Origin of the sequence: Klebsiella sp. D-Nf1 (genome assembly GCF_002810515.1) — a bacterium.
In the GTDB taxonomy this organism is placed as follows: domain Bacteria; phylum Pseudomonadota; class Gammaproteobacteria; order Enterobacterales; family Enterobacteriaceae; genus Klebsiella; species Klebsiella variicola.
In genome coordinates, this window is record NZ_PIOK01000003.1 from 420,264 (window position 1) to 441,869 (window position 21,606).

Genomic DNA, 21,606 nt, shown 5'->3' on the forward strand with positions numbered 1-21,606 from the left:
ACATTGCCTCAGGGTAGGCCGGGCAAGGCGTAGCCGCCGCCCGGCATTGACCCGTTAACGGCGAACCGGCGCGTCGCCAGCGACATAATACGTCGCGGTGCTGCGCGGTAGCGGCTGGCGGCCACGGATAGCGTCAGCCATCTTCTCGCCGATCATAATGGTGGTGGCGTTGAGGTTGCCGGTGATGATCTGCGGCATAATCGAGGCATCGACCACCCGCACGCCTTCCAGACCGTGGACGCGGCCCTCGCCATCGACCACCGCCATCTCGTCGTAACCCATCTTACAGGTCCCGCACGGGTGGAACGCGGTCTCGGCGTGGTTGCGCACAAACTCATCCAGCTCGGCATCGCTCTGGCATTCTGTTCCCGGACTGATTTCGCGGCCGCGATACTTATCCAGCGCCGGCTGGTTCATGATTTCGCGGGTAATGCGGATGGCGTCGCGGAACTCCTGCCAGTCCTGCTCATGGGACATATAGTTAAACAGGATCGCCGGATGGGCGTGCGGGTCGCGCGACTTCAGGCGCACGTGGCCGCGGCTGGGCGAACGCATTGAACCGACGTGGCACTGGAAGCCGTGCTCTTTCACCGCGTTGGAGCCATTGTAGTTAATCGCCACCGGCAGGAAGTGGTACTGAATGTTCGGCCAGGCGAACTCTGCGCGGCTGCGGATAAAACCGCCTGCTTCGAACTGGTTGCTGGCGCCGATGCCGGTGCCGCCGAACAGCCACTCGGCGCCGATCTTCGGCTGGTTCCACCACTGCAGCGCCGGGTAGAGCGACACCGGCTCTTTGCATTCATATTGCAAATACATCTCCAGATGGTCCTGCAGGTTCTCACCCACGCCGGGGAGATCGTGCACCACCGGGATATCGAACTGCCTGAGCAGCTCCGGGTTACCCACGCCGGAGCGCTGCAGGATCTGCGGCGAGGCAATCGCCCCGGCGCACAGCAGCACCTCTTTGTTGGCCGTCGCTTTGGACGGGATCGTGCTTTCTCCCTCCAGCCACTCGACGCCCACTGCGCGCTTGCCGGCAAAAATAATGTGATCGGTCAGCGCATGGGTGCGGATGGTCAGGTTCGGGCGCCCTCGCGCCTGGTCGAGATAGCCGCGGGCGGTGCTGGCGCGACGGCCCTGCGGCGTCACGGTGCGGTCCATCGGGCCAAAGCCTTCCTGCTGGTAGCCGTTGAGATCGTCGGTACGCGGATAACCCGCCTGCACCCCGGCGGTGACCATCGCCTCGAAGAGGGGATTATTACCCGGCTTCGGCGTCGTCACACTCACCGGGCCATTGCCGCCGTGGTAGTCGTTAGGCCCGATATCGCGGGTTTCCGCTTTCCGGTAGTAGGGCAGGCAGTTGAGATAGCTCCAGTGCTCCAGACCCGGCTCTTTGGCCCAGTTGTCCAGATCCATCGCGTTACCGCGGATGTAGCACATGCCGTTGATCAGCGACGAGCCGCCGAGCCCTTTGCCGCGTCCGCACTCCATGCGGCGGTGATTCATGTACGGCTCAGGTTCGGTCTCGTAGGCCCAGTTGTAGCGCTTGCCCTGCAGCGGGTAAGCCAGCGCGGCGGGCATCTGGGTGCGGAAATCGAACCGGTAGTCCGGGCCGCCGGCTTCCAGCAGCAGGACGGTGGTGTGTGGATCTTCAGTCAGTCGTGTTGCCAGAACATTGCCGGCGGAGCCGGCACCAATAATGATGTAGTCAAATTGCAAAAAAACCTCCCGGTTAAAATATGGACTGGAATTTACCCATCTCAACCTGGATGGACTTCACCTGGGTGTAACTCTGCAGGGTCATGACGCCGTTCTCGCGGCCAATGCCGGAGTGCTTATAGCCGCCGACCGGCATCTCCGCCGGGGATTCACCCCAGCTGTTGATCCAGCAGATGCCGGCTTCCAGCTGGTGGATAAGACGGTGGGCGCGGTTGAGGTTGGGCGTCACCACCCCGGCGGCGAGGCCGTATTCGGTGGCGTTGGCGCGGCGAATGACCTCCGCTTCGTCGGCATAGCTGAGGATCGACATCACCGGGCCGAAGATCTCTTCGCGCACGATGGTCATCTCGTCGCTACAGTCGGTAAACACCGTCGGGGCGACCCACGCGCCGTTATCGAAACCGTCGCCTTTCAGCGCCTCGCCACCGCACAGCAGGCGTGCGCCTTCGCGTTTGCCGCTCTCGATATAGCGCAGAACGTTGTCGCGATGGGGGAAGCTGACCAGCGGGCCGAAGTTGGTGTCATCGGCAAACAGATCGCCGGGGCGGATGCGGCCCACGCGTTCGAGGATCTTGTGCTCGAATTCCTCCTTCTGTTTCGCCGGGACAAACACCCGGGTGCCGTTGGTGCACACCTGACCGGAGCTGTAGAAGTTGGCCATCATGGCGATATCGGCGGCGAGGTCGAGGTCGGCATCGTCCGCGATAATCAGCGGCGATTTACCGCCCAGCTCCATGGTGACCTCTTTCAGCGACGATGCCGCGGAGTTGGCCATCACTTTTTTGCCGCTGGCGACGCCGCCGGTGAAGGAGATTTTGGCGATACCCGGATGTTCAGTCAGGTACTGGCCGGTCTCCGCACCGATCCCTGGCAGGACGTTAAACACCCCGTCCGGCAGGCCCGCTTCGCTGTAAATTTCCGCCAGCTTGAGGGCGGTCAGCGGGGTGACTTCGCTCGGTTTGAAAATCATCGCATTGCCAGCGGCCAGCGCTGGCGCCGATTTCCACAGGGCGATCTGGATCGGGTAGTTCCACGCGCCGATCCCGGCTACCACCCCCAGCGGTTCGCGACGGGTATAGACGAAGGAACTATCGCGCAGCGGGATCTGGCTGCCTTCCAGCGCCGGGATCAAGCCAGCGTAATACTCCAGCACGTCGGCGCCGGTGACGATATCGACGGCGGCGGTTTCGCTGAGGGGTTTACCGGTATCCAGCGTCTCCAGTCGCGCCAGCTCGTCGTTGCGCTGGCGCAAAAGGTCGACGGCGCGACGCAGGATGCGCGAGCGTTCCATGGCGGTCATCGCCGCCCAGATTTTTTGCCCACGCTGCGCGCTTTCAACGGCGCGGTCGACATCCTCGCGTCCGGCAGCCTGAACGGTCGCCAGCACCTCGCCAGTGGCAGGGTTGATGGTCTCGAAGGTGCGACCGCTGGTGGCCGATGTATAACCACCATTAATATAAAGCTGCTGTTCTGCCATTCGGGACATAACGCCTCCTCGGTTATGGGTTCGGTAAATGCTGACGAATAAAGTGGCTGGTCAGCGACTGCGCCAGCGTCTTATCCAGCGGTTTGCCGCTGAGCGCCGCCCGCAGCCACAGGCCGTCTATCAGCGCCGCCAGCCCGTAGCCGGCCTCCTGCGCTTGCTCGCGCGGCAGCTCGCGGCGGAATTCGTACACCAGGTTCGACAGCAGCCGACGGCTGCTGACCTGCTGTAACCGATAAAGCATCGGCTGGTGCATGCTGCTGGCCCAGAAGGCCAGCCAGGCCTTCATCGCCGCGCTGCTGATCTGCGTCTCATCAAAGTTGCCGCCGACAATCGCCTGCAGGCGCTGGCTGGCGCTGCCGTCCGGCAGGGCGTGCAGACGGTTGAGCACCGCGTCGCGCAGCTGGCTGGTGATGTCGCGCATGGTCGCTTCCAGCAGACCATTTTTGTCTTTGAAATAGTGACTGATGATCCCCGTCGATACGCCCGCCCGTCGGGCGATCTGCGCGATGGTCGCGTCGTGCATTCCGACTTCATTTATTGCGTCCAGCGTGGCGTCGATCAGTTGCCTGCGCCGGATTGGCTGCATCCCCAGTTTGGGCATTTTTGCCACTCCATTCATCAGCGTTGGTTAACTATTAAAGCGGTTTTTGATTGGACGTTCAATATAAAATGTGTCTTAATTGTTACGTTATTGAATTTTAATAGTTACAAAAACAGTGGGGATACTGGATGACAGATCTTTCGCAAAACAGAGAAAAGGACAAAATCAATCCGGTGGTTTTTTATACCTCGGCCGGACTGATTTTGTTGTTTTCCCTGATGACGATCTTTTTTCGCGATTTTTCTGCCGAGTGGATTGGGCGCACCCTCGACTGGGTGTCGAAAACCTTCGGCTGGTACTATCTGCTGGCGGCGACGCTGTATATCGTCTTCGTCGTCTGCATTGCCTGCTCGCGCTTCGGCTCGGTGAAGCTCGGCCCGGAGCAGTCAAAGCCCGAGTTCAGCCTGCTGAGCTGGGCGGCGATGCTGTTTGCCGCCGGGATCGGTATCGACCTGATGTTCTTCTCGGTCGCCGAGCCGGTGACGCAATATATGCAGCCGCCGGAAGGGGCGGGGCAGACCATCGAGGCGGCGCGCCAGGCGATGGTATGGACGCTGTTTCACTATGGCTTAACCGGTTGGTCGATGTACGCCCTGATGGGTATGGCGCTGGGATACTTTAGCTATCGTTATAATTTGCCGCTCACCATCCGCTCGGCGCTGTACCCGATTTTTGGCAAACGGATCAATGGGCCCATCGGCCACAGCGTCGATATTGCGGCGGTGATCGGCACCATCTTCGGCATCGCCACCACCCTCGGTATCGGCGTCGTGCAGCTCAACTACGGTCTGAGCGTGCTGTTCGATATTCCGGACTCGTTGGCGGCGAAAGCGGCCCTGATTGCGCTGTCGGTGATCATCGCCACCATCTCGGTCACCTCCGGGGTGGACAAGGGCATCCGCGTGCTCTCCGAGCTGAACGTCGCCCTCGCGCTGGGGTTGATCCTGTTTGTATTGTTCATGGGCGATACCTCCTTCCTGCTCAATGCGTTAGTACTGAACGTCGGCGACTACGTCAACCGCTTTATGGGCATGACGCTGAACAGCTTCGCCTTCGACCGCCCGGTGGAATGGATGAATAACTGGACGCTCTTTTTCTGGGCGTGGTGGGTGGCCTGGTCGCCGTTTGTGGGCCTGTTCCTGGCGCGCATTTCGCGCGGGCGCACCATCCGCCAGTTTGTGATGGGCACCCTGATTATTCCCTTCACCTTTACCCTGCTGTGGCTGTCGGTGTTCGGCAACAGCGCGCTGTATGAGATTATTCACGGCGACGCGGCCTTTGCCGAGGAGGCGATGGTCCACCCGGAGCGCGGATTCTACAGCCTGCTGGCGCAGTACCCGGCGTTTACCTTTAGCGCGTCGGTGGCGACCATTACCGGTCTGCTGTTCTACGTCACCTCCGCCGACTCCGGCGCGCTGGTGCTGGGGAACTTCACCTCGAAGCTGAAGGACATCAACAGCGATGCCCCGAACTGGCTGCGCATCTTCTGGTCGGTGGCCATCGGTCTGTTGACCCTCGGGATGCTGATGACCAACGGCATCTCGGCGCTGCAGAACACCACGGTGATCATGGGGCTGCCGTTCAGCTTTGTGATTTTCTTTGTGATGGCCGGACTGTATAAATCCCTGAAAGTGGAAGATTACCGCCGGGTCAGCGCCAGTCGCGACACCGCCCCGCGTCCGATGGGCCTCCAGGATCGTCTGAGCTGGAAGAAGCGCCTGTCGCGGCTGATGAATTACCCGGGCACGCGCTATACCAAACAGATGATGGAGACGGTGTGCTACCCGGCGATGGAAGAGGTAGCCCAGGAGCTGCGGCTGCGCGGCGCCGCAGTGGAACTGAAGAGCCTGCCGCCGGAAGAGGGCGAGAACCTGGGCCACCTCGATCTGCTGGTGCACATGGGCGACGAGCAGAACTTTATCTACAAGATCTGGCCGCAGCAGTACTCGGTCCCGGGCTTTACCTATCGGGCGCGCAGCGGGAAATCCACCTATTACCGGCTGGAGACCTTCCTGCTGGAGGGCAGTCAGGGTAACGACCTGATGGACTACAGCAAAGAGCAGGTGATCACCGATATTCTCGACCAGTACGAACGGCACCTGAACTTTATCCATCTGCATCGGGAAGCGCCGGGGAACAGCGTGATGTTCCCGGATGGCTAATCAGGGGAGCCCCCGTCGGGGAAAGGCTGACGGGGGCGACGGGCGGTTACGGGTAGTTAAAGGCGTCCGGATGGTTGTCGAGGCTGCCGCTGAGGGCGGCAAACAGCACGGTTTTGCCATCGATGGACAGGGCATCGCTGACGTTAAGCCAGGTCAGCTTCTCCTGGTCGGTTTTTTCATCGACCACCGAGTAAACGCCGGACATCTGTTGGCTTTTCTCGGACCAGATCACCGCGATACGCTCGTGGCCGCAGTCGTGGGGTTTGCAGGCGCTTAACACCTGCCAGGATTCGCTACCCAGTTTCACCGTCTGCGCCGGTGAACCGGTGCCGCCGGTGGTTACCCAGGCGGGCAGCTGATGGCCTTTGACCATCTGGTTAAACGACGCCCGGGTGGCGGCATCGTGGGCCAGACTGTTCAACGTGACATCGCCTTGCGCCATGACGCTGGCGGAGGCGGCTAAGGTGATGATAGCGGTAAGCGCTTTAAACATGTTTCCTCCTGGACTTATTCCGTCCTCATAACAAGCCTCTTTATAGTGAGCGTAGGGAATGATTAATGCAAACTCTGACATATTTTCTGTGAATGATTAGGAGCGGTGCGCGCATGGACGTTACGCTAAGCGATATGCCATGATGCGGATTGATTTATTTTCCAAATATATGCCCTTGTGATAAAGCAGTCAGCGAAATGGCATAGTTATTCAGGCGATATAGCATGGCGTATGTGAATCATCTACTGACGTTTATTGAGAGTAATCCGGCGCTGGCGGTGGGGTTTAATCTTATTCTGCTGCTGGTCTCCGGCATATTTGCCCATCTTTTATGCAAGTTCTTGCTGATTAAAGTGGTGCGTAAGGTCTTCTTTAGTAGCCACAAACAGGATGTGCCGCTGGAGAAGGATCGACGCATCGCCGAAAAACTGTCCAATTTCATTCCGGTTATTATCGTCTATTACGTCCTGCAGTTTATGCCAGCGATGCCGGCATCGCTGGTGACGGCGATTAATACCATCTGCGGGATCTTGTTTTTTATTTTTATGTCGGTGTTTTTCAACGAGATGCTGGATATTGTCAACAGCTCTTATCTGCGAAAGACCAAACGTAAAAATCATTCCATTAAGGGCTATATCCAGATAGGCAAAATCTTAGTTCACATCCTGGCGGCGATTATGATCCTCGCCGTGATGTCGAACAAATCGCCGATCATTATTATCTCCAGTCTGGGGGCGGTGGCGGCGGTGCTGATGATCGTGTTCCAGCATACCCTGCTGTCGCTGGTGGCGAACGTTCAGCTGTCGTCTAACGACGTGCTCCAGTTGGGGGACTGGATTGAAATGCCTGACAAGAACCTCAGCGGTGAGGTGACGGATATTGCGTTGCACACCATTACCATCCGCAACTGGGACAATACCATCTCCCGCATCCCGACGAAGAATTTCCTCACCGAGACCTATACCAACTGGCAGGCGATGTTCTCCTCCGGGGCGCGGCGGATCATGCGCAGTATCGCCATCGATCAGCACTCGGTGCGTTTTCTCGACCAGGAGATGCTCTCCTCGATGCTGACCATCCGTGGGGTGAGTGAGCCTTTGAGCACGCTGCTTGATGGCCGGGATCCCGGCGGCGTGGCCGACCGCTGGTTTGTCGATAACGGGCTGACCAACCTGACCCTGTTTCGCCACTATCTGATGCACTATCTCGCCGAGCGACCAGATATTATTAAGGAGATGTACATTGTGGCGAGAACGCTGAAACCGTCGCCGTCGGGCATCCCGCTGGAGATTTACTGCTTTACCTCCTCAACGCTGTGGAAAGACTACGAAAACACCCAGTCGGCGATATTTGAGTACATTACCGCCGTGGCCGGGCAGTTCTCCCTGCGCCTCTATCAGTATCCCGCCGGGCACGATTTCTGGCGTCTCTCCCAGGAGCATGCCGCCCGGACAGGGCTGCCGCCGTCGGCTGAAGGCTAAGCGCTGATCTGCTGGCGCCAGAGGGCGATCTCCTCCTCCAGCCAGGCGATGAACCGGGCAACTTCCGGCCGGTTCTCCGCCTGCGGGGAGAGGGTCAGCCAGTAGTGCCAGGGGTAGGGGACGGTGACGGCGGTGAGCTGCACCAGCTCGCCGCGGGCTATCGCCCCCGCCACCAGGGAGCGCCGCTCCAGTGCCACGCCGGCCCCCAGGCGAACCGCCTCCAGCACCAGATTGGAGTCGTTCAGGCGCAGGCCCGAGGGGACGATCGGCTTTTCCAGTCCCGCCTGGCTGCACCAGGCGTTCCAGGACTCCATGGAAAAAATAATATCGCTGGCGGCGATCGCCTGCGGGGTGGTCGGCAGGTCGCCGCTGCGATAGTGCGGCGCGGCCACCACCAGTTGTTCATCGGCAAACAGATGCCGGCTTTCCATCCCCTCCCAGTCGCCTTGCCCCATGCGAATGGCCAGATCGATACCCTCCTGTTGCAGGTTAACCACCGCCAGGCTGGTCAGCAGGCGCACCGCGATCTGCGGATGCCGCGCCTGAAAGCGCGCCAGTCGCGGCAGCAGCCAGTGGCAACCAAAGGAGGGGAGCGTCGCCAGGGTCACTTCCAGGGTGCGGGGTTTGATCTGCACCATGCGCGTGGCGTCGGCGATGTGCTGTAACGCCTCGCGGATTTGCAGGGCATAGAGCCGTCCTTCTTCCGTGATGCGCACCCCGCGGCCGTGGCGGATAAACAGTGTGACGCCGACCAGCGCTTCCAGCTGTTTGATATGCTGGCTGACCGCCGAATGGGTCACGCTCATCTCGTGGGCGGCCTGCGTCACGCTGCCGAGGCGCGCCACCGCCTCAAAGCTGCGCAGGCTGGCGACAGGGGGGAAATCTGCCATGGTGATCTCTCTGTCAGTGAGTCGATACGTTAACGTTACTACCGGGTTAGCGGGTTTTAACGCCGCTGCGAACAGGCTGAAAAGGGGATGTATGCTGTCTCAGTCGGTATAGCACAGGGGGGACAGGAGGGCTACCGCGAATCGCCAATCTGTTAGTTTGACTAACCATTGCGGTAAGTATCCCGTGATATTCGCGGCCTCGGTTTTCCAGTAAGGTAAAGCCGCAACCCCTTTATCGCAGGCAGGAGTGACGATGAAACTCATTGGTATGATGGATTCACCTTATGTAAGACGCGTGGCGGTTTCTCTGGCGCTCTATGGCGTGGAATTCGAGAGCCTGCCGCTCTCGGTCTTTAGCGGCTTTGACGAATTTTCCCGTATTAATCCGGTGGTCAAGGCGCCGACGGTGGTGCTCGATAACGGGACGCAGCTGATGGACTCCTCCCTGATCCTCCACTATTTCGAAACGACCAATCCCACCGGGCGCCGGCTGCTTCCCGCGCACCCTGACGCGCTGGCCCGCGATCTGCACCTGCTGGGGGTGATCCTCGCCGCCAGTGAAAAAGCGGTCCAGCATGTTTATGAGCACCGTCTGCGGCCGGAGGAAAAGCAGCATCAGCCGTGGATAGCCCGGGTGACCGGCCAGTTGCTCGCCGCCTGTCGGGAATGGGACGCCCGGCTGGCAGACCGCGCCGCCGCCGCGCAGCCGGACCAGGTGATGGTCACCAGCACGGTGGTCTGGTCCTTTATCCAGTTGATGATCCCGGCGGTGGTGTCGGCAGCGGCGTTTGCGCATATCCGTGCGCTGGCGGAGCAGGGGGAGGCGCTGCCGGCGTTTCAACAGTATCCGCTGGGTTAACGGCAGGGATGGAGAGGGGCGCCGCAGCGTGGCGCCCTGAAGCCGGAGAGGATCACCAGCAGACAAACCCGCCGTCGACCACCAGGTCTACGCCGGTGCAGAACGAGGCGGCGTCGCTGGCGAGGAACAGCGCCGGGCCAGCCATCTCTTCCACCTTCGCCATCCGCTGCATTGGCGTCTGGCTTTCAAACTCGCGGGTCTGGTGCACCATCTCCGGACGGGTATTCATCGGCGTGGCGGTATAGCCCGGGCTGATGGAATTGACGCGGATCCCTTTGCCCACCCACTCCATCGCCAGGCTTTTCGACAGATGGATCACGCCGGCTTTGGAGCAGTTGTAATGCGCCTGGTCGAGGCCGCGGTTAACGATAATCCCCGACATAGAGGCGATATTGATAATCGACCCGCCGCCGGACTCCAGCATCAGTTCCGCTTCCGCTTTGCAGGAGTTCCATACGCCGGTGAGATTGATATCGATCACCCGCTGCCATTGCTCGCTCTCCATCTCCAGCGCCGGATTGGCGTTGGCGATCCCGGCGGCGTTGACGGCGATGTCGAGGCGGCCAAAGCGGCTTTTGGCCAGCGCGACGGCGGCGCGCAGGTCGGCAATCTGGCGGACATCGCCGGTATAAGAACAAGCCTGACCGCCGATGGATTCAATCTGGCTGACCGTTTCCGCCAGCCCGCCGTCGTCGCGAAGATCAAAACAGACTACCCGCGCACCCGCGCTGGCGAGGCTGCAGGCGATGGTCTGGCCGATGCCGCTGCCGGCGCCGGTGACGAAGGCGACGCGCCCCTGCAGGTTAAACAGCTGCTGTGCAAAGTCTTTACCGATCATAGTGTTTACTCTCTTCAATATAGTGTCGAACGTCGGGAGCCCTGTTTCCCGGATGGCGGCGCGTAGCGCCTTATCCGGGCTACCCTCCGGCGGTGTTACGTAGCCCCGGTAAGCGAAGCGCCACCGGGGGCCGTCCCGCAGTGGTGGCGCCAATGGGGACGCCTTATTCGGGCGATGGGGCCCGCTAACCTGCGGGGATTACGACATAATCAAACCGCCATCGATATTGATGGTCTGCCCGGTGAGATAGCGCGCGTCGTCGGAGGCGAGGAAGGCCACCAGCCCGGCCACGTCTTCCGGTTTACCGGCGCGCTTCATCGGAATGCCCTCGACCCACTCGGCCATCAGTTCGCCCTTGCCGTAGCGTTTCTGCTCGGTGCTGAGAATTTCGCCCCACACGCGATCGTTGTAATCCCACATTTCGCTTTCAATAATGCCCGGGCAGAAGGCGTTGACGGTGATGTTCCACGGCGCCAGCTCGTGAGCCAGGCTTTGGGTAATGCCGATCACGCCCATTTTGCTGGCGGCATAATGCGGCGTATAGATAAAGCCCTGTCGCCCCTGGCCGGAAGAGGTGTTGATCAGGCTGCCGTGATTCTGTTTCACCATATATTTGGCCGCCTCGCGGCAGCACAGCCACACGCCGGTGGTGTTGACCGCCAGCACTTTTTCGAAATCGGCTTTTGGCATCCGGTCGTAGTAATCGATGGTGATCACCCCGGCGTTCTGAATGGAGACGTCGATGGTGCCGAAGCGCGCGGCGGCCTGCTCATACAGCGACTGCACCTGCGCTTCGTCGGTGACATCGACCTGCAGCGATAAAATATCCGCCTGATAGCGCTGACGCAGGGTTTCGGCGGTCTCGTGAACGCGCTCGGCGTTGGAGACCATCACCAGATTCGCGCCTTCGCGGGCAAAGCGCTCCGCAATACCTGCGCCGATGCCGCGGCAGGCGCCGGTGATCACCACCGTTTTGTTCTGGAAATCTCGTTGCATATTTTTTCCCTTTCGCTGAGCCGGGCACCAGGCCCGGCGGAAGATGTGAATCGTTGCCGGTTAGCTGGAGGTGGCGCCGTTGGGGGGAATGGCGGCCAGTTTTTCCTCGTGGCGGCGCATCAGGATGACCTTGCTCTGCAGCTTCTGCTGGAACTGGTCGACGACCACAGCGGTGACGATCACCACGCCTTTAATCACCATCTGCCAGAAGTCGCTAACGCCCATCATCACCATGCCGTCGGCAAGGAAGACGATGACGAAGGCGCCGATAATGGACCCGGTCACCCGACCGCGGCCGCCGGCCAGCGCGGTGCCGCCGAGTACGGTGGCGCCGATGGCGTCCATCTCGAACATGTTGCCGGTCATCGGGTGCGCGGTTTGCAGCTGTGATGCGACGATCAGGCCAACAAACGCCGCGCACAGGCCGGAGAAGGCATAGACGAATATTTTCGCTTTCACGATCGGCACGCCGGCGAGGCGGGCGGCGGATTCGTTTCCGCCGATAGCGTAGATGTAGCGGCCAAGCGGCGTTTTGGTGGTCAGCCAGTAGCCCAGCACGAGGAAGCCGATCATCAGCCAGATCGGCAGATAGACGCCGAGCAGGGTGCCGGAGCCGAGGGTGGCGAAACCGGTGTTACCCAGCGCTTCCATGCCGTTGAGATTCGGGTAGGTACTCCCGTCGTTAAACAGCAGCGCGGAGCCGCGGGCGACGTACATCATGCCTAAGGTGCAGATAAACGGCGCCACGCCGAAGCGGGTGATCACCGCGCCGTTCACCAGGCCGACCAGCACGCCGAAGATCGCCACGCAGAGGATCACCTCCGGGACGTTAAAGAAAATAACATCGCCGTTCCACAGCGGCAGGCCGTTGGTCAGCAGCGCGCCCGCCACCATGCCGCAGATCCCCGCCACCGCGCCGACGGACAAATCAATGCCGCCGGTGAGAATGACCAGCGTCATGCCGATGGCCAGCAGGCCGGTGATCGCCACGTGCTGAGTCATAATCAGCAGGTTAGAGGCGGTCAGGAAGTTGGGTACCATCACGCTGAAGAACGCGATCACCAGCAGCAGGGCGATAAAGGTGCGGGCCTTCAGCAGGTACATATAAATCATATATTTCTGGTTCATGATGGATTCCAGCCTGATTAATCTTGAGGTGTTGAAGCCGCGATTAACTGTTCGCGGGTCACCGCATGACGCGGTAGATCGGCGGTAATGCGGCCATCGGCCATCACCAGGATGCGGTCGGCCAGGGCCATCACCTCATCCAGCTCCGAAGATGAAAACATCACCGCCAGCCCCTGCTGGGCCATTTTGCCGATCAGGTGATAGACGTCGGTTTTCGCGCCGACGTCGATGCCGCGCGTCGGTTCGTCGAGGAACACCACCTGTGGCTGAGTCATCAGCGCTTTACCCAGCACCACTTTTTGTTGATTGCCGCCGCTCAGCGAGGTGATGGGCAGATTAGCGTCGCTGACCTTGATCGCCAGCTGCTGGATCATCTCTTTCACGCAGGTCTCTTCTTTTTGCGGGTTCAACCAGCGCCAGGCGCGGCGGAACCCCTGCAGGCTGAAATCAGAGAGCGTCATGTTGGCCTGAATCGACATCATCTGCACTACGCCTTCGCCCTGACGGTCCTCTGGCACCAGTGCCAGCCCCTTTTTCAGACGTTGCTGAAAGCGCGTTTTGCCGATGCTTTCGCCGTTGAGATGTACCTCGCCGCGCTGACAGGGCATCAGGCCGACCAGCCCTTTAAACAGCTCGGTGCGTCCGGCGCCCAGCAGGCCGTAAATACCGATCACTTCGCCTTTGCTGAGGGTGAAGGTGACGTCATTGAGCTTGTAGCCGCCGCTCGGATGCAGCGCGGTCAGCCCCTTGACGTCAAGCACTGCGTCGCCTTTTGGCGCCGGTTGATAATCAAAGTGTTTTTTCTTATCACCGACCATCTGCTCAATGATCCACGGTACGCTGGCATCGCTGACGTGCCGTTCGCTGATAAAGCGGCCGTCGCGGAAAATGGTGATGTTGTCGCCGATCTCCATCAGCTCTTCGAGGCGATGCGAGATATAGATGATGGTCACACCGCGGCGCTTAAGCTGCGCGATCACCTTGAACAGCACTTTGACCTCAGACTGGCTCAGCGCCGAGGTGGGCTCGTCCATGATCAGCACCCGGGTGTCTTTCGACAGCGCGCGGGCAATCTCGACTAACTGCTGGTGGCCGATACCGAGTTCACCGAGCGGGGTGTAGGGATCAACATCCAGCTCCAGCCGTTCCAGCAGCGATTTGGCCAGCGCGTACTGGTATTTTTCGTTAATGCGTCCTTTCTGAAAGAATTCATTCGCCATGAAGATGTTGTCCATCACATTCATATTGGGGAATAAATTCAGTTCCTGAAAAATAATACTGATGCCCAGTTTTTCTGCCTGATGCGTCGACTGTAATGAAACCGCTTCGCCATCAAGAATAATTTGCCCGGAAGAGGGCGTTTCCACACCGGCAAGCATTTTCATCATGGTGGATTTACCCGCACCATTTTCTCCGATCAGCACGTTGACCTTATTTCGATAGACCCGGTAATTGACATTATCCAGGGCGGTCACGCCGGGATAGACGCGCGACAGGCCGCGGGTTTCGATAATCACTTCGGACTCAACGGGCTGGGGAGCGACGAGATCGTGCGGCGCCATATTATTGTCCCCCCGCATGAATGATTTTCGCCGGGGTAATTTCCGGGAGAGTTTGCGGAATATCCCAGGCCGAGAAGACGCCGTACACCTCCACGCTGTCGCCGGTTTTAACGTTGGCTGTCTGAATCATTTTGACCGCCTGACTGTTGATATTCTTGCTGTACTCGCCGAACAGCACCTGGTCATTAAAGTCCTGATAGCTGGCGCCGCTGTAGCCGTCGCGCAGCTGGGTGCCGCGCAGGGTAGGGCCAATTTGCACCGTCACATTGCCGACGCTGGCGTCGGACAGGGTCATTTTGCCGCTGCGCGAGGCGGTATCGAGTTTGCTGACGGTGCCTGAAACCTTGACGTAGAAGATGCAGGGGTTTTCGTCCTGCGCACGGTAGCCGAGGGTTTTGCAGGCGCTATCAATGTCTTTTGCTGCCTTGAGCGCGCTCATCAGTTCCGCCGCCGGGCGCGCTTTCGACACCACCTGCGGTACGATGCTCTGCTGCCAGGTTTTATCCATATTCGCCATATGCGGGTTGGGCGGGGATTTCAGGTCTGCCAGCTCCTGCTGCGAGACGATGCGACAGCCCCCTAGCGCCAGTACGGCCAGCGTCAGACAGGTTTTCTTAAACATAATGCTCTCCTCTGCGCCCCCGCAGGGGCGCAACCACCCGAACTCAGGACTTAATGTTGAAATCCTGGACTTTATCGGCGTTATCCTGGGTAATCAGAATGCCGCGGAACATCACGCGCTGTTTGGCCGGCTTCTCGCCTTTTTGCAGGTAATTATCCAGATCGGTGACGCCCTGGGCGGCGATAGCCTGCGCCTGCAGCATCACGGTTGCCTGCAGGGTACCGGCTTTTACGGCGTCGCGCTCATCGTTGCTGCCGTCGATGCCGACGACGATCACATCGCTACGGTTGGCCGCTTTCAGCGCCGCAATCGCGCCAAGGGCTACCGGCCCGTTGCCACAGATGACGCCTTTCACGTCGGGGTGAGCCTGCAGGATGCTGTCCATGATGCGTTTGCCGTCGATCAGGGTGCCTTTAGCATCCTGTTTCGCCACGCTGACCATATCCGGATACTGGTCAATGACCTGATGGAAAGATTTAGAACGGGTGACGCAGTTATTATCGGCGAGGTTGCAGGTCAGCTCGGCGTATTTGCCTTTCTCCGCCATTTTCTCCACGAAGACGTTGGCGACCTCAGAGCCGGCCTGGAAGTTATTGTGGGTAATTTGTTCCAGCGCCACATCATCAACCGGAATTTCACGGTTAATTAAGACCACCGGAATGCCGGCTTTTTTGGCTTTTTCGATGGCGGCGACGCTGGCGGTGGAGTCAGCGTTATCGAGAATAATGCCCTGCACTTTTTTACCAATTGCGGTGTCGATAAGCTCATTCTGCTTTTTGACATCTTCGCCATGGGACAGCACGGTGGTTTTATAGCCGAGCGCCTGGGCTTTTTCGCTGGCGCCTTTGGCTTCCGAGGCGTAATACGGGTTATCCAGCGAGTTGACCATGATCATAATGGTGCCTTTCTCCGCGGCGTGCGCGGCAAAGGAGAAGGCGGTCAGGGTAGCAGCGGTTAAAAGGGTTATACGTAATTTCATGACTCTGTTCCTGTATTTTTATATTCGAACAAATGAGCCCCTGAGCGGGCAGGCTTTTACGGTCTGAAATTTCCCCTGATGTATTCGGGGATAGCGATATCGTTATGGGCCGGGTTTCTCCTGTGATAAGTGAATGCGTGTCGTCGCGCAGTCTGGCGGTCAGGCTGGCGAGTCCGGTTTCCATAATGTTCGGTTGACCGCATGGCGCCACTCCTGCCAGCGCGTTTGTAAGCGCTGGTGGCGGGCCATGTCGGGTTGAAAGGTGCTGTGTTCGGTTAAGAAGGCCTGCAGATCGGCGGTCGACCCCGGATGGAGCGCTTTGCGCGCCAGCAACGCCGCGCCGATGGCGGACAGCTCCGGCACGTCGCTGCGCATCACCGGGCAGCCGAGCAGATCGGCCTGGTATTGCATCAGCCAGTCATTGTTGGTCGGCCCGCCGTCCACCATCAACGCCGTCAGGGTGAACTCCTCATGCTGACGCATCGCCACCACCACGTCGGCTATCTGATAGGTGATGGACTCCAGCGCCGCACGGATCAGATGCGCGCGTTTCACCCCGCGACTCAGGCCGCAAATCACGCCGCGGGCGCTGTCGTCCCACCAGGGCGCGCCGAGACCGGTCAGCGCCGGCACGAAGTAGACGCCGAGGGTTGAGTCGACGGAGGCGGGGAGGGTATTCAGCTCATGGGCCAGCTCGGCGGCAGAGAGTTCGCTCAGTCCGGTGCTGTCCGCCATCCAGGCGACGGCATCGCCGGTGTGAGGAATATTCCCTTCCAGGCCCCACACCAGCTGGTCGCCATCGTGCCAGGCGACAGTGGTCGCCAGCGCGTCGATATCGCACTGGGCCGATTTGACCGGGGCCATGACCGAAGAGCCGGTGCCGTAGGTGGCTTTGACGCAGCCGGCCTCGCCGAGCGCGTGGCCGAACAGTGCGGCGTGGGAGTCGCCGATCATCGCCATGATCGGAATACCGTCCGGAATGGCGGCCAGTCCTTTGGTGTGGCCGAAGAGGCCGCTCGACGGTTTAATGTCCGGCAACGCCGCGCGCGGAATGCCGAACAACGCCAGCATCTCGTCGTCCCACTCGCCGCGGTGCAGGTTCAGCAGCTGGGTGCGGGCGGCATTGGAGTAGTCGCAGCAGAAGGCTTCTCCGGCGGTCAGATTCCACAGCAGCCAGCTGTCGATGGTGCCGAGGCAAATCTCACCGCGTTCAGCACGCAGATGGCCATCGACTGTCGCATCCAGCAGCCAGCGCATTTTGGAGGCCGAGAACAGCGGGGCGATTGGCAGGCCGGTGGCACGCTTAATGTGCTGTTCCTGGCGATCGTGACGCAGTGTGTCGCAGAACGCGGCGCTGCGGGTGCATTGCCAGGTGATCGCCGCGTTAATCGGTTCGCCGCTGTCGCGATACCAGCCGATGGCGGTTTCCCGCTGGTTGCTGATGGCCAGCGCGGCGACGTTTTCCGCGCCAACGTGGGCCACCGCGCTGGCGATCACCGCCAGTGAGGCGGTAACCAGCGCTTCGCCCGATTGCTCCACCCAGCCGTCGCGCGGCGTTTGGATCGCCAGCGGCTGCGAGAATTTGACGATAACCTTGCCCCGGCTATCCAGCACCACCGCTTTGGCGTTGGTGGTGCCTTCATCCAGGGCAATGATGAACTCTTTTGCTGTCGCCTGCATCGTGCTCTCCTCGGTCACTCGGTGTCCTGGAACCGCGGAGACGAGGAATATCTCCCACCGTCTCCTGCGTCTGTGCAGGCCATGTTGTGACATTTCGTTATCATCTTTTTAATCACTGAATATATATTCGATAGTGATTATTTATTTGATACCTTAAGCCACAAACCCGGTGACGGGCTACCGGAAAAATCATCAATTGTGCTGGCAATCACATTTCGCCGATCGGCGAAAACCGCGGCAGGCGACTGGAGTTGTTGATTAACTAATTGAATTTAAATACATTAACAGAGCCAGCCCTGAAGCTAAAAAAGCACGTCAGGGCGGCAGAGAGGAAAAGCAGCGCAGCAGGTTAGTCGCTAACCAGCATGCGAGCGGTAGGGTAATCGGTGATTAAAACGTCGATATAGCCGCCGGTGAGGGCGCCTTTGATGGCCGCGACTTTGTCGGTACCGCCGGCCAGCGCGACCACGTTCGGGCATTTTTTGACCTTCTCCAGCGCCATACCGATCACCGGATCTTCATCATCGCGTAACACCGGATGGCCGTTTTTATCGTAGTAGTGCAGGCAGATATCACCCACCGCGCCGCGCGCCGCCAGCACCTGCAGCATATCTTCGTGATAGTAGTTACCGGAGGTTTTCAGCAGTTGAGAGGGTTCGAGAATGCCGATGCCGACGATGGCGATATCCACTTCATCAAAGCGCGACACCACGTCAGCGACGTCTTTGCTGGCCAGCAGCCGGTTGCGCTCCTCCATGGATCCCTCGATGCTCTGTGACGGCAGCAGCCAGGCGTCGCAATTCAGGCGCTGGGCGAGGGTCTGGGTAAGAATCGTCGCCTGCACGTTACCGTTTGGCCCGACGCCGCCCAGCAGCTGGATCACGCCGCTGGCTTTCAGGTTTTGCGCATGAACTTCATCGACCATCGCGCGAATGGTTGAGCTCCACGAGGAGACGCCAATCAGATCTTTTGGCCGCAGCCGGGTTTCCAGATAGTGGGCGGCAGCGGAGCCAATCGCCCGCTTGATGGTATGATCGCTGGCCTCTTCCTCGGTATCCACCACCACCGCCTGCTTAAGGCCGTAGCGATCCTCAAGCCCTTTTTCGAGCTTCAGAAAGATGTTGGACGGCTGAACGACGCTGATCTTGACGACGCCTTCTTTCTGGCAGCGGGTAATGGCGCGGGAGACAAATGACTGAGACAGCGAGAGAAGTTGGGCGATATCAGACTGCTTTCGTCCTTCCAGATAGTAAAGCGTGGCAATCTTAACCAATAGCCGTTGTTCATCCTGCTTAGCCATATTAATCCTCGAAAATCATTTATCGCCTTTCTTCAGGCGGTTAGCTGCAGCCATTATCGTAGTGACTTTTATCATACGCGAAAAAAAATCAGACTTAAGTGTGACAGGCGTCTAACTTTTGCCAATCCTCAAAATCGACTATGGACAAAAACAAAACAGCCAGGCCATAATCGAATAAAGAATCATTATTGAATATATATTCAAGGCGGTTTCGAGTCAATGTGTTTATCCGGGCTTCGCCTGGAGCGGGAGGCAGAATGTTCCTGAGTAGGGCGCTGTGGCAGAAGGCTTACCACCCGGCATGGGGATATCTGGTTTTTTTAGTCCTTGCTGGAATAAATATTCCATGCTGAAAATAAATTCAGAGGTGTGAAATGAATCCCTACAGATATGATATTCAGACGCTGGAGCGTAAAGCCCGCGCGGTGCGGCGCCATATTGTGCGCTTAAACGCCAATAGTCCGGCCGGCGGCCACACCGGGGCAGACCTTTCGCAGGTCGAACTGTTAACCGCGCTCTATTTCCGCGTCCTTAACGTCGCGCCGGACCGGCTCGACGACCCGCAGCGCGATATCTACATCCAGTCGAAAGGCCACGCGGTGGGCTGCTACTACTGCGTCCTGGCGGAAGCGGGATTCTTCCCGGTTGAGTGGCTGGAGACCTACCAGCATGCCAACTCCCATCTCCCTGGCCACCCGGTGCGGCAGAAAACGCCGGGCATCGAGCTGAACACCGGCGCGCTGGGTCACGGTTTGCCTGTTGCGGTGGGGCTGGCGCTGGCCGCGAAGAAAAGCAACAGCACCCGCCGCATTTTTTTGATCACTGGCGACGGCGAGCTGGCGGAGGGGAGCAACTGGGAAGCCGCCCTGGCGGCGGCGCACTACGGTCTGGATAACCTGGTCATTATTAATGATAAGAACAACCTCCAGCTGGCCGGGCCGACGCGCGAAATCATGAATACCGATCCGCTGGCCGATAAATGGCGCGCCTTCGGTATGGAAGTCAGCGAATGCCAGGGTAACGACATGGCCTCGGTGGTCGCGGCCATCGAGGGGCTACAGCAGAACGGTAAACCGAACGTTATTATTGCCAACACCACGAAAGGCGCGGGGATCTCCTTTATCCAGGGGCGCCCGGAGTGGCACCACCGGGTGCCGAAAGGCGAAGAGATCGCTCTGGCGCTGGAGGAACTGAAAGATGAGTAATACAGAACACCTGGCTAACGTCATGGTCGAGGCCTTTATTGCTGCCGTAGAAAACGGCGTCGATCTGGTGCCGGTGGTGGCCGATTCCACGTCGACGGCTAAAATCGCCCCCTTTATTAAGCAGTTTCCTGGTCGGCTGGTGAACGTCGGCATCGCTGAGCAGAGCATGGTCGGCACCGCCGCGGGGCTGGCGCTGGGCGGCAAAGTGGCAGTGACCTGTAACGCCGCGCCGTTTCTTATCTCGCGGGCCAATGAGCAAATCAAAGTGGATGTCTGCTACAACAACACCAACGTTAAGCTGTTCGGCCTTAACGCCGGGGCCAGCTACGGCCCGCTGGCCAGCACCCACCATGCCATTGACGATCTGGCGGTGATGCGCGGCTTTGGCAATATCCAGATCTTCGCCCCCTCCACGCCGCGCGAATGTCGGCAGATCATCGACTATGCCCTTGCTTATCAGGGCCCGGTCTATATTCGTCTCGATGGCAAGGCGCTGCCGGAGTTGCTTGACGAGTCGTATCGCTTTGTTCCGGGCGCCGTGCTGACCCTGCGCGAAGGTGAGGACGTCGCGCTGGTGGCCACCGGATCGACGGTGCATGAGGTGGTGGAGGCGGCGCAGCAGCTTGCCGACCTCGGTATCCAGGCGAAAGTGGTCAGCGTGCCGTCGATCCGCCCCTGCGATACCGCTGCGCTGCTGGCGGCGCTCCGGCCGTGTGGTTCGGTGATCACCGTCGAAGAGCATAACGTCAACGGCGGGTTGGGTAGCCTGGTGGCGGAGGTGCTGGCGGAAGCGGGGGTGGGCATTGCTCTGCAGCGGTTGGGGATCCCGGACGGGGAGTACGCCGCCGCCGCCGATCGCGGCTGGATGCGCCAGTACCACGGGTTTGATGCCGCCGCCATCGTTGCCCTGGTGCAAAAAAGAGACTGATGGCCTGAACGCCCGTTGCGTGAAGCGCGGGCGTTTACTGCTGCAATGCACAAAGCGTGATGACCTGATCCTCCGACGCTATCCAGTGCAAGGGATAGCGTTGCTCCGCAAACTCAAGCGCTAAGGTGCTTGCCGTTATGTCCACGATCTGAAAATCGGCGAATCCCAGCGCGCACTGATTTGCCACAGGCGTTGCCTTAAACCCACTCTCTTTTGCCGAAAACGCCAGGGTCAGCGCCAGCGGGAAGGGCAGGCCGCTGTGCAGCAGCACCGTTTTTTCCGCCGGACTGATAATGCTGCTCTCCAGCTCCGCCGCCAGATGTGGGGGAAACTGGCGCTCAATATCGACACCCACCGGCCGATCGGCGATCACCGCCAGCGCGCGCTGGCCGCAGTGGCTGATGCTGCCGAACCAGGGCGTGGGCCACAGTGGCTGGCGCTGGTCGCCGATGGCGGGAGGCTGTTTCTCCCCCACCTCGCGCAGGGCGTACACCGCGGCGATGCGCCCGGCCAGGTGCTCCGCCTGCCGCTTGCGGCCCCAGCCGCTCAGACTGGCGTGATAGGGCAGCCAGAACAGATCTTCAGGCTGGAAAGTCGCCGGGTCGAAGTCGATCTGCTGCAGCGTATAGCCGGCCAGCGGCAGCGTGGCGTGATGGATGCGCATAGGACAAGGTTAC

General features: G+C 59.6%; 19 protein-coding genes. 5 read left to right on the forward strand and 14 right to left on the reverse strand.

Annotation, left to right across the window (positions count from 1 at the left end; translation table 11 throughout):
• Positions 1-54 precede the first annotated feature (54 nt).
• Genes betA through betI form a run of 3 tightly spaced genes read right to left on the reverse strand, consistent with a single transcriptional unit; the run spans position 55 to position 3,806 of the window.
• Positions 55-1,719 (reverse strand): choline dehydrogenase, encoded by a 1,665-nt coding sequence (gene betA / locus CWM54_RS15825; protein ID WP_100697740.1) that lies wholly within the window; start codon positions 1,717-1,719, stop codon positions 55-57.
• A 13-nt stretch (positions 1,720-1,732) separates the two neighbouring features.
• Complete coding sequence (gene betB, locus CWM54_RS15830; protein ID WP_100697742.1) at positions 1,733-3,205, reverse strand: betaine-aldehyde dehydrogenase; 1,473 nt, start codon at positions 3,203-3,205, stop codon at positions 1,733-1,735.
• A 13-nt stretch (positions 3,206-3,218) separates the two neighbouring features.
• Entirely contained in the window at positions 3,219-3,806 is a 588-nt protein-coding gene (gene betI / locus CWM54_RS15835; protein WP_004151671.1) for a transcriptional regulator BetI, read from the reverse strand.
• Positions 3,807-3,934: 128 nt separating this feature from the next.
• Between betI and betT the strand changes: the two genes are divergently transcribed.
• A complete protein-coding gene (gene betT, locus CWM54_RS15845) occupies positions 3,935-5,968 on the forward strand; it encodes a choline BCCT transporter BetT (protein ID WP_016160452.1) in 2,034 nt (677 codons plus the stop codon).
• Between the two features lie 46 nt (positions 5,969-6,014).
• On the opposite strand, the gene ivy is transcribed toward betT, so the two are convergent.
• On the reverse strand, positions 6,015-6,461 hold the full coding sequence (gene ivy / locus CWM54_RS15850; protein WP_008805565.1) for an Ivy family C-type lysozyme inhibitor: 447 nt from the start codon (positions 6,459-6,461) through the stop codon (positions 6,015-6,017).
• 224 nt (positions 6,462-6,685) lie between these two features.
• On the opposite strand from ivy, the gene CWM54_RS29510 reads away from it, so the two are divergent.
• Positions 6,686-7,942, forward strand: coding sequence for a mechanosensitive ion channel family protein (locus CWM54_RS29510; protein WP_046882446.1), 1,257 nt, complete (start codon positions 6,686-6,688; stop codon positions 7,940-7,942).
• On the opposite strand, the gene CWM54_RS15860 is transcribed toward CWM54_RS29510, so the two are convergent.
• Positions 7,939-8,832 carry a LysR substrate-binding domain-containing protein gene (locus CWM54_RS15860; protein WP_100697744.1) on the reverse strand — a complete coding sequence of 298 codons (894 nt, stop codon included), beginning with the start codon at positions 8,830-8,832 and terminating at the stop codon, positions 7,939-7,941. The two genes, CWM54_RS29510 and CWM54_RS15860, sit on opposite strands and share 4 nt — an antisense overlap.
• A 253-nt stretch (positions 8,833-9,085) precedes the next feature.
• On the opposite strand from CWM54_RS15860, the gene CWM54_RS15865 reads away from it, so the two are divergent.
• Positions 9,086-9,691 carry a glutathione S-transferase gene (locus CWM54_RS15865; protein ID WP_100681424.1) on the forward strand — a complete coding sequence of 202 codons (606 nt, stop codon included), beginning with the start codon at positions 9,086-9,088 and terminating at the stop codon, positions 9,689-9,691.
• A 52-nt stretch (positions 9,692-9,743) separates the two neighbouring features.
• Here CWM54_RS15865 and CWM54_RS15870 read toward each other — a convergent pair whose 3' ends face one another.
• From CWM54_RS15870 to CWM54_RS15905, 8 genes are all read right to left on the reverse strand, one after another.
• Positions 9,744-10,529, reverse strand: coding sequence for an SDR family oxidoreductase (locus CWM54_RS15870; protein WP_100681425.1), 786 nt, complete (start codon positions 10,527-10,529; stop codon positions 9,744-9,746).
• Between the two features lie 198 nt (positions 10,530-10,727).
• Positions 10,728-11,525, reverse strand: a complete 798-nt coding sequence (locus CWM54_RS15875) for an SDR family oxidoreductase (RefSeq protein WP_100697746.1) — start codon at positions 11,523-11,525, stop codon at positions 10,728-10,730.
• Positions 11,526-11,585: 60 nt separating this feature from the next.
• Positions 11,586-12,653: an ABC transporter permease gene (locus CWM54_RS15880; protein WP_044649621.1), complete on the reverse strand. Its 1,068-nt coding sequence runs from the start codon at positions 12,651-12,653 to the stop codon at positions 11,586-11,588.
• A 17-nt stretch (positions 12,654-12,670) separates the two neighbouring features.
• Positions 12,671-14,215, reverse strand: coding sequence for a sugar ABC transporter ATP-binding protein (locus CWM54_RS15885; RefSeq protein ID WP_100697870.1), 1,545 nt, complete (start codon positions 14,213-14,215; stop codon positions 12,671-12,673).
• A gap of 1 nt (position 14,216) precedes the next feature.
• Positions 14,217-14,837 (reverse strand): DUF2291 family protein, encoded by a 621-nt coding sequence (locus CWM54_RS15890; RefSeq protein ID WP_061155399.1) that lies wholly within the window; start codon positions 14,835-14,837, stop codon positions 14,217-14,219.
• A gap of 43 nt (positions 14,838-14,880) precedes the next feature.
• Positions 14,881-15,816: a D-ribose ABC transporter substrate-binding protein gene (locus CWM54_RS15895; protein ID WP_004176926.1), complete on the reverse strand. Its 936-nt coding sequence runs from the start codon at positions 15,814-15,816 to the stop codon at positions 14,881-14,883.
• A 159-nt stretch (positions 15,817-15,975) separates the two neighbouring features.
• On the reverse strand, positions 15,976-17,496 hold the full coding sequence (locus CWM54_RS15900; RefSeq protein ID WP_100697748.1) for an FGGY family carbohydrate kinase: 1,521 nt from the start codon (positions 17,494-17,496) through the stop codon (positions 15,976-15,978).
• 349 nt (positions 17,497-17,845) lie between these two features.
• Entirely contained in the window at positions 17,846-18,796 is a 951-nt protein-coding gene (locus tag CWM54_RS15905; RefSeq protein ID WP_002893602.1) for a sugar-binding transcriptional regulator, read from the reverse strand.
• A 374-nt stretch (positions 18,797-19,170) separates the two neighbouring features.
• Here CWM54_RS15905 and CWM54_RS15915 point away from each other — a divergent pair, with 374 nt between their 5' ends.
• Together CWM54_RS15915 and CWM54_RS15920 are read left to right on the forward strand one after the other, a co-directional pair.
• On the forward strand, positions 19,171-20,001 hold the full coding sequence (locus CWM54_RS15915) for a transketolase (protein ID WP_008805574.1): 831 nt from the start codon (positions 19,171-19,173) through the stop codon (positions 19,999-20,001).
• Entirely contained in the window at positions 19,994-20,929 is a 936-nt protein-coding gene (locus tag CWM54_RS15920; RefSeq protein WP_046622438.1) for a transketolase family protein, read from the forward strand. The genes CWM54_RS15915 and CWM54_RS15920 overlap by 8 nt, the downstream gene beginning before the upstream one ends.
• 34 nt (positions 20,930-20,963) lie before the next feature.
• Here CWM54_RS15920 and entD read toward each other — a convergent pair whose 3' ends face one another.
• Complete coding sequence (gene entD / locus CWM54_RS15925) at positions 20,964-21,593, reverse strand: enterobactin synthase subunit EntD (protein WP_100681429.1); 630 nt, start codon at positions 21,591-21,593, stop codon at positions 20,964-20,966.
• Between the last annotated feature and the right edge of the window lie 13 nt (positions 21,594-21,606).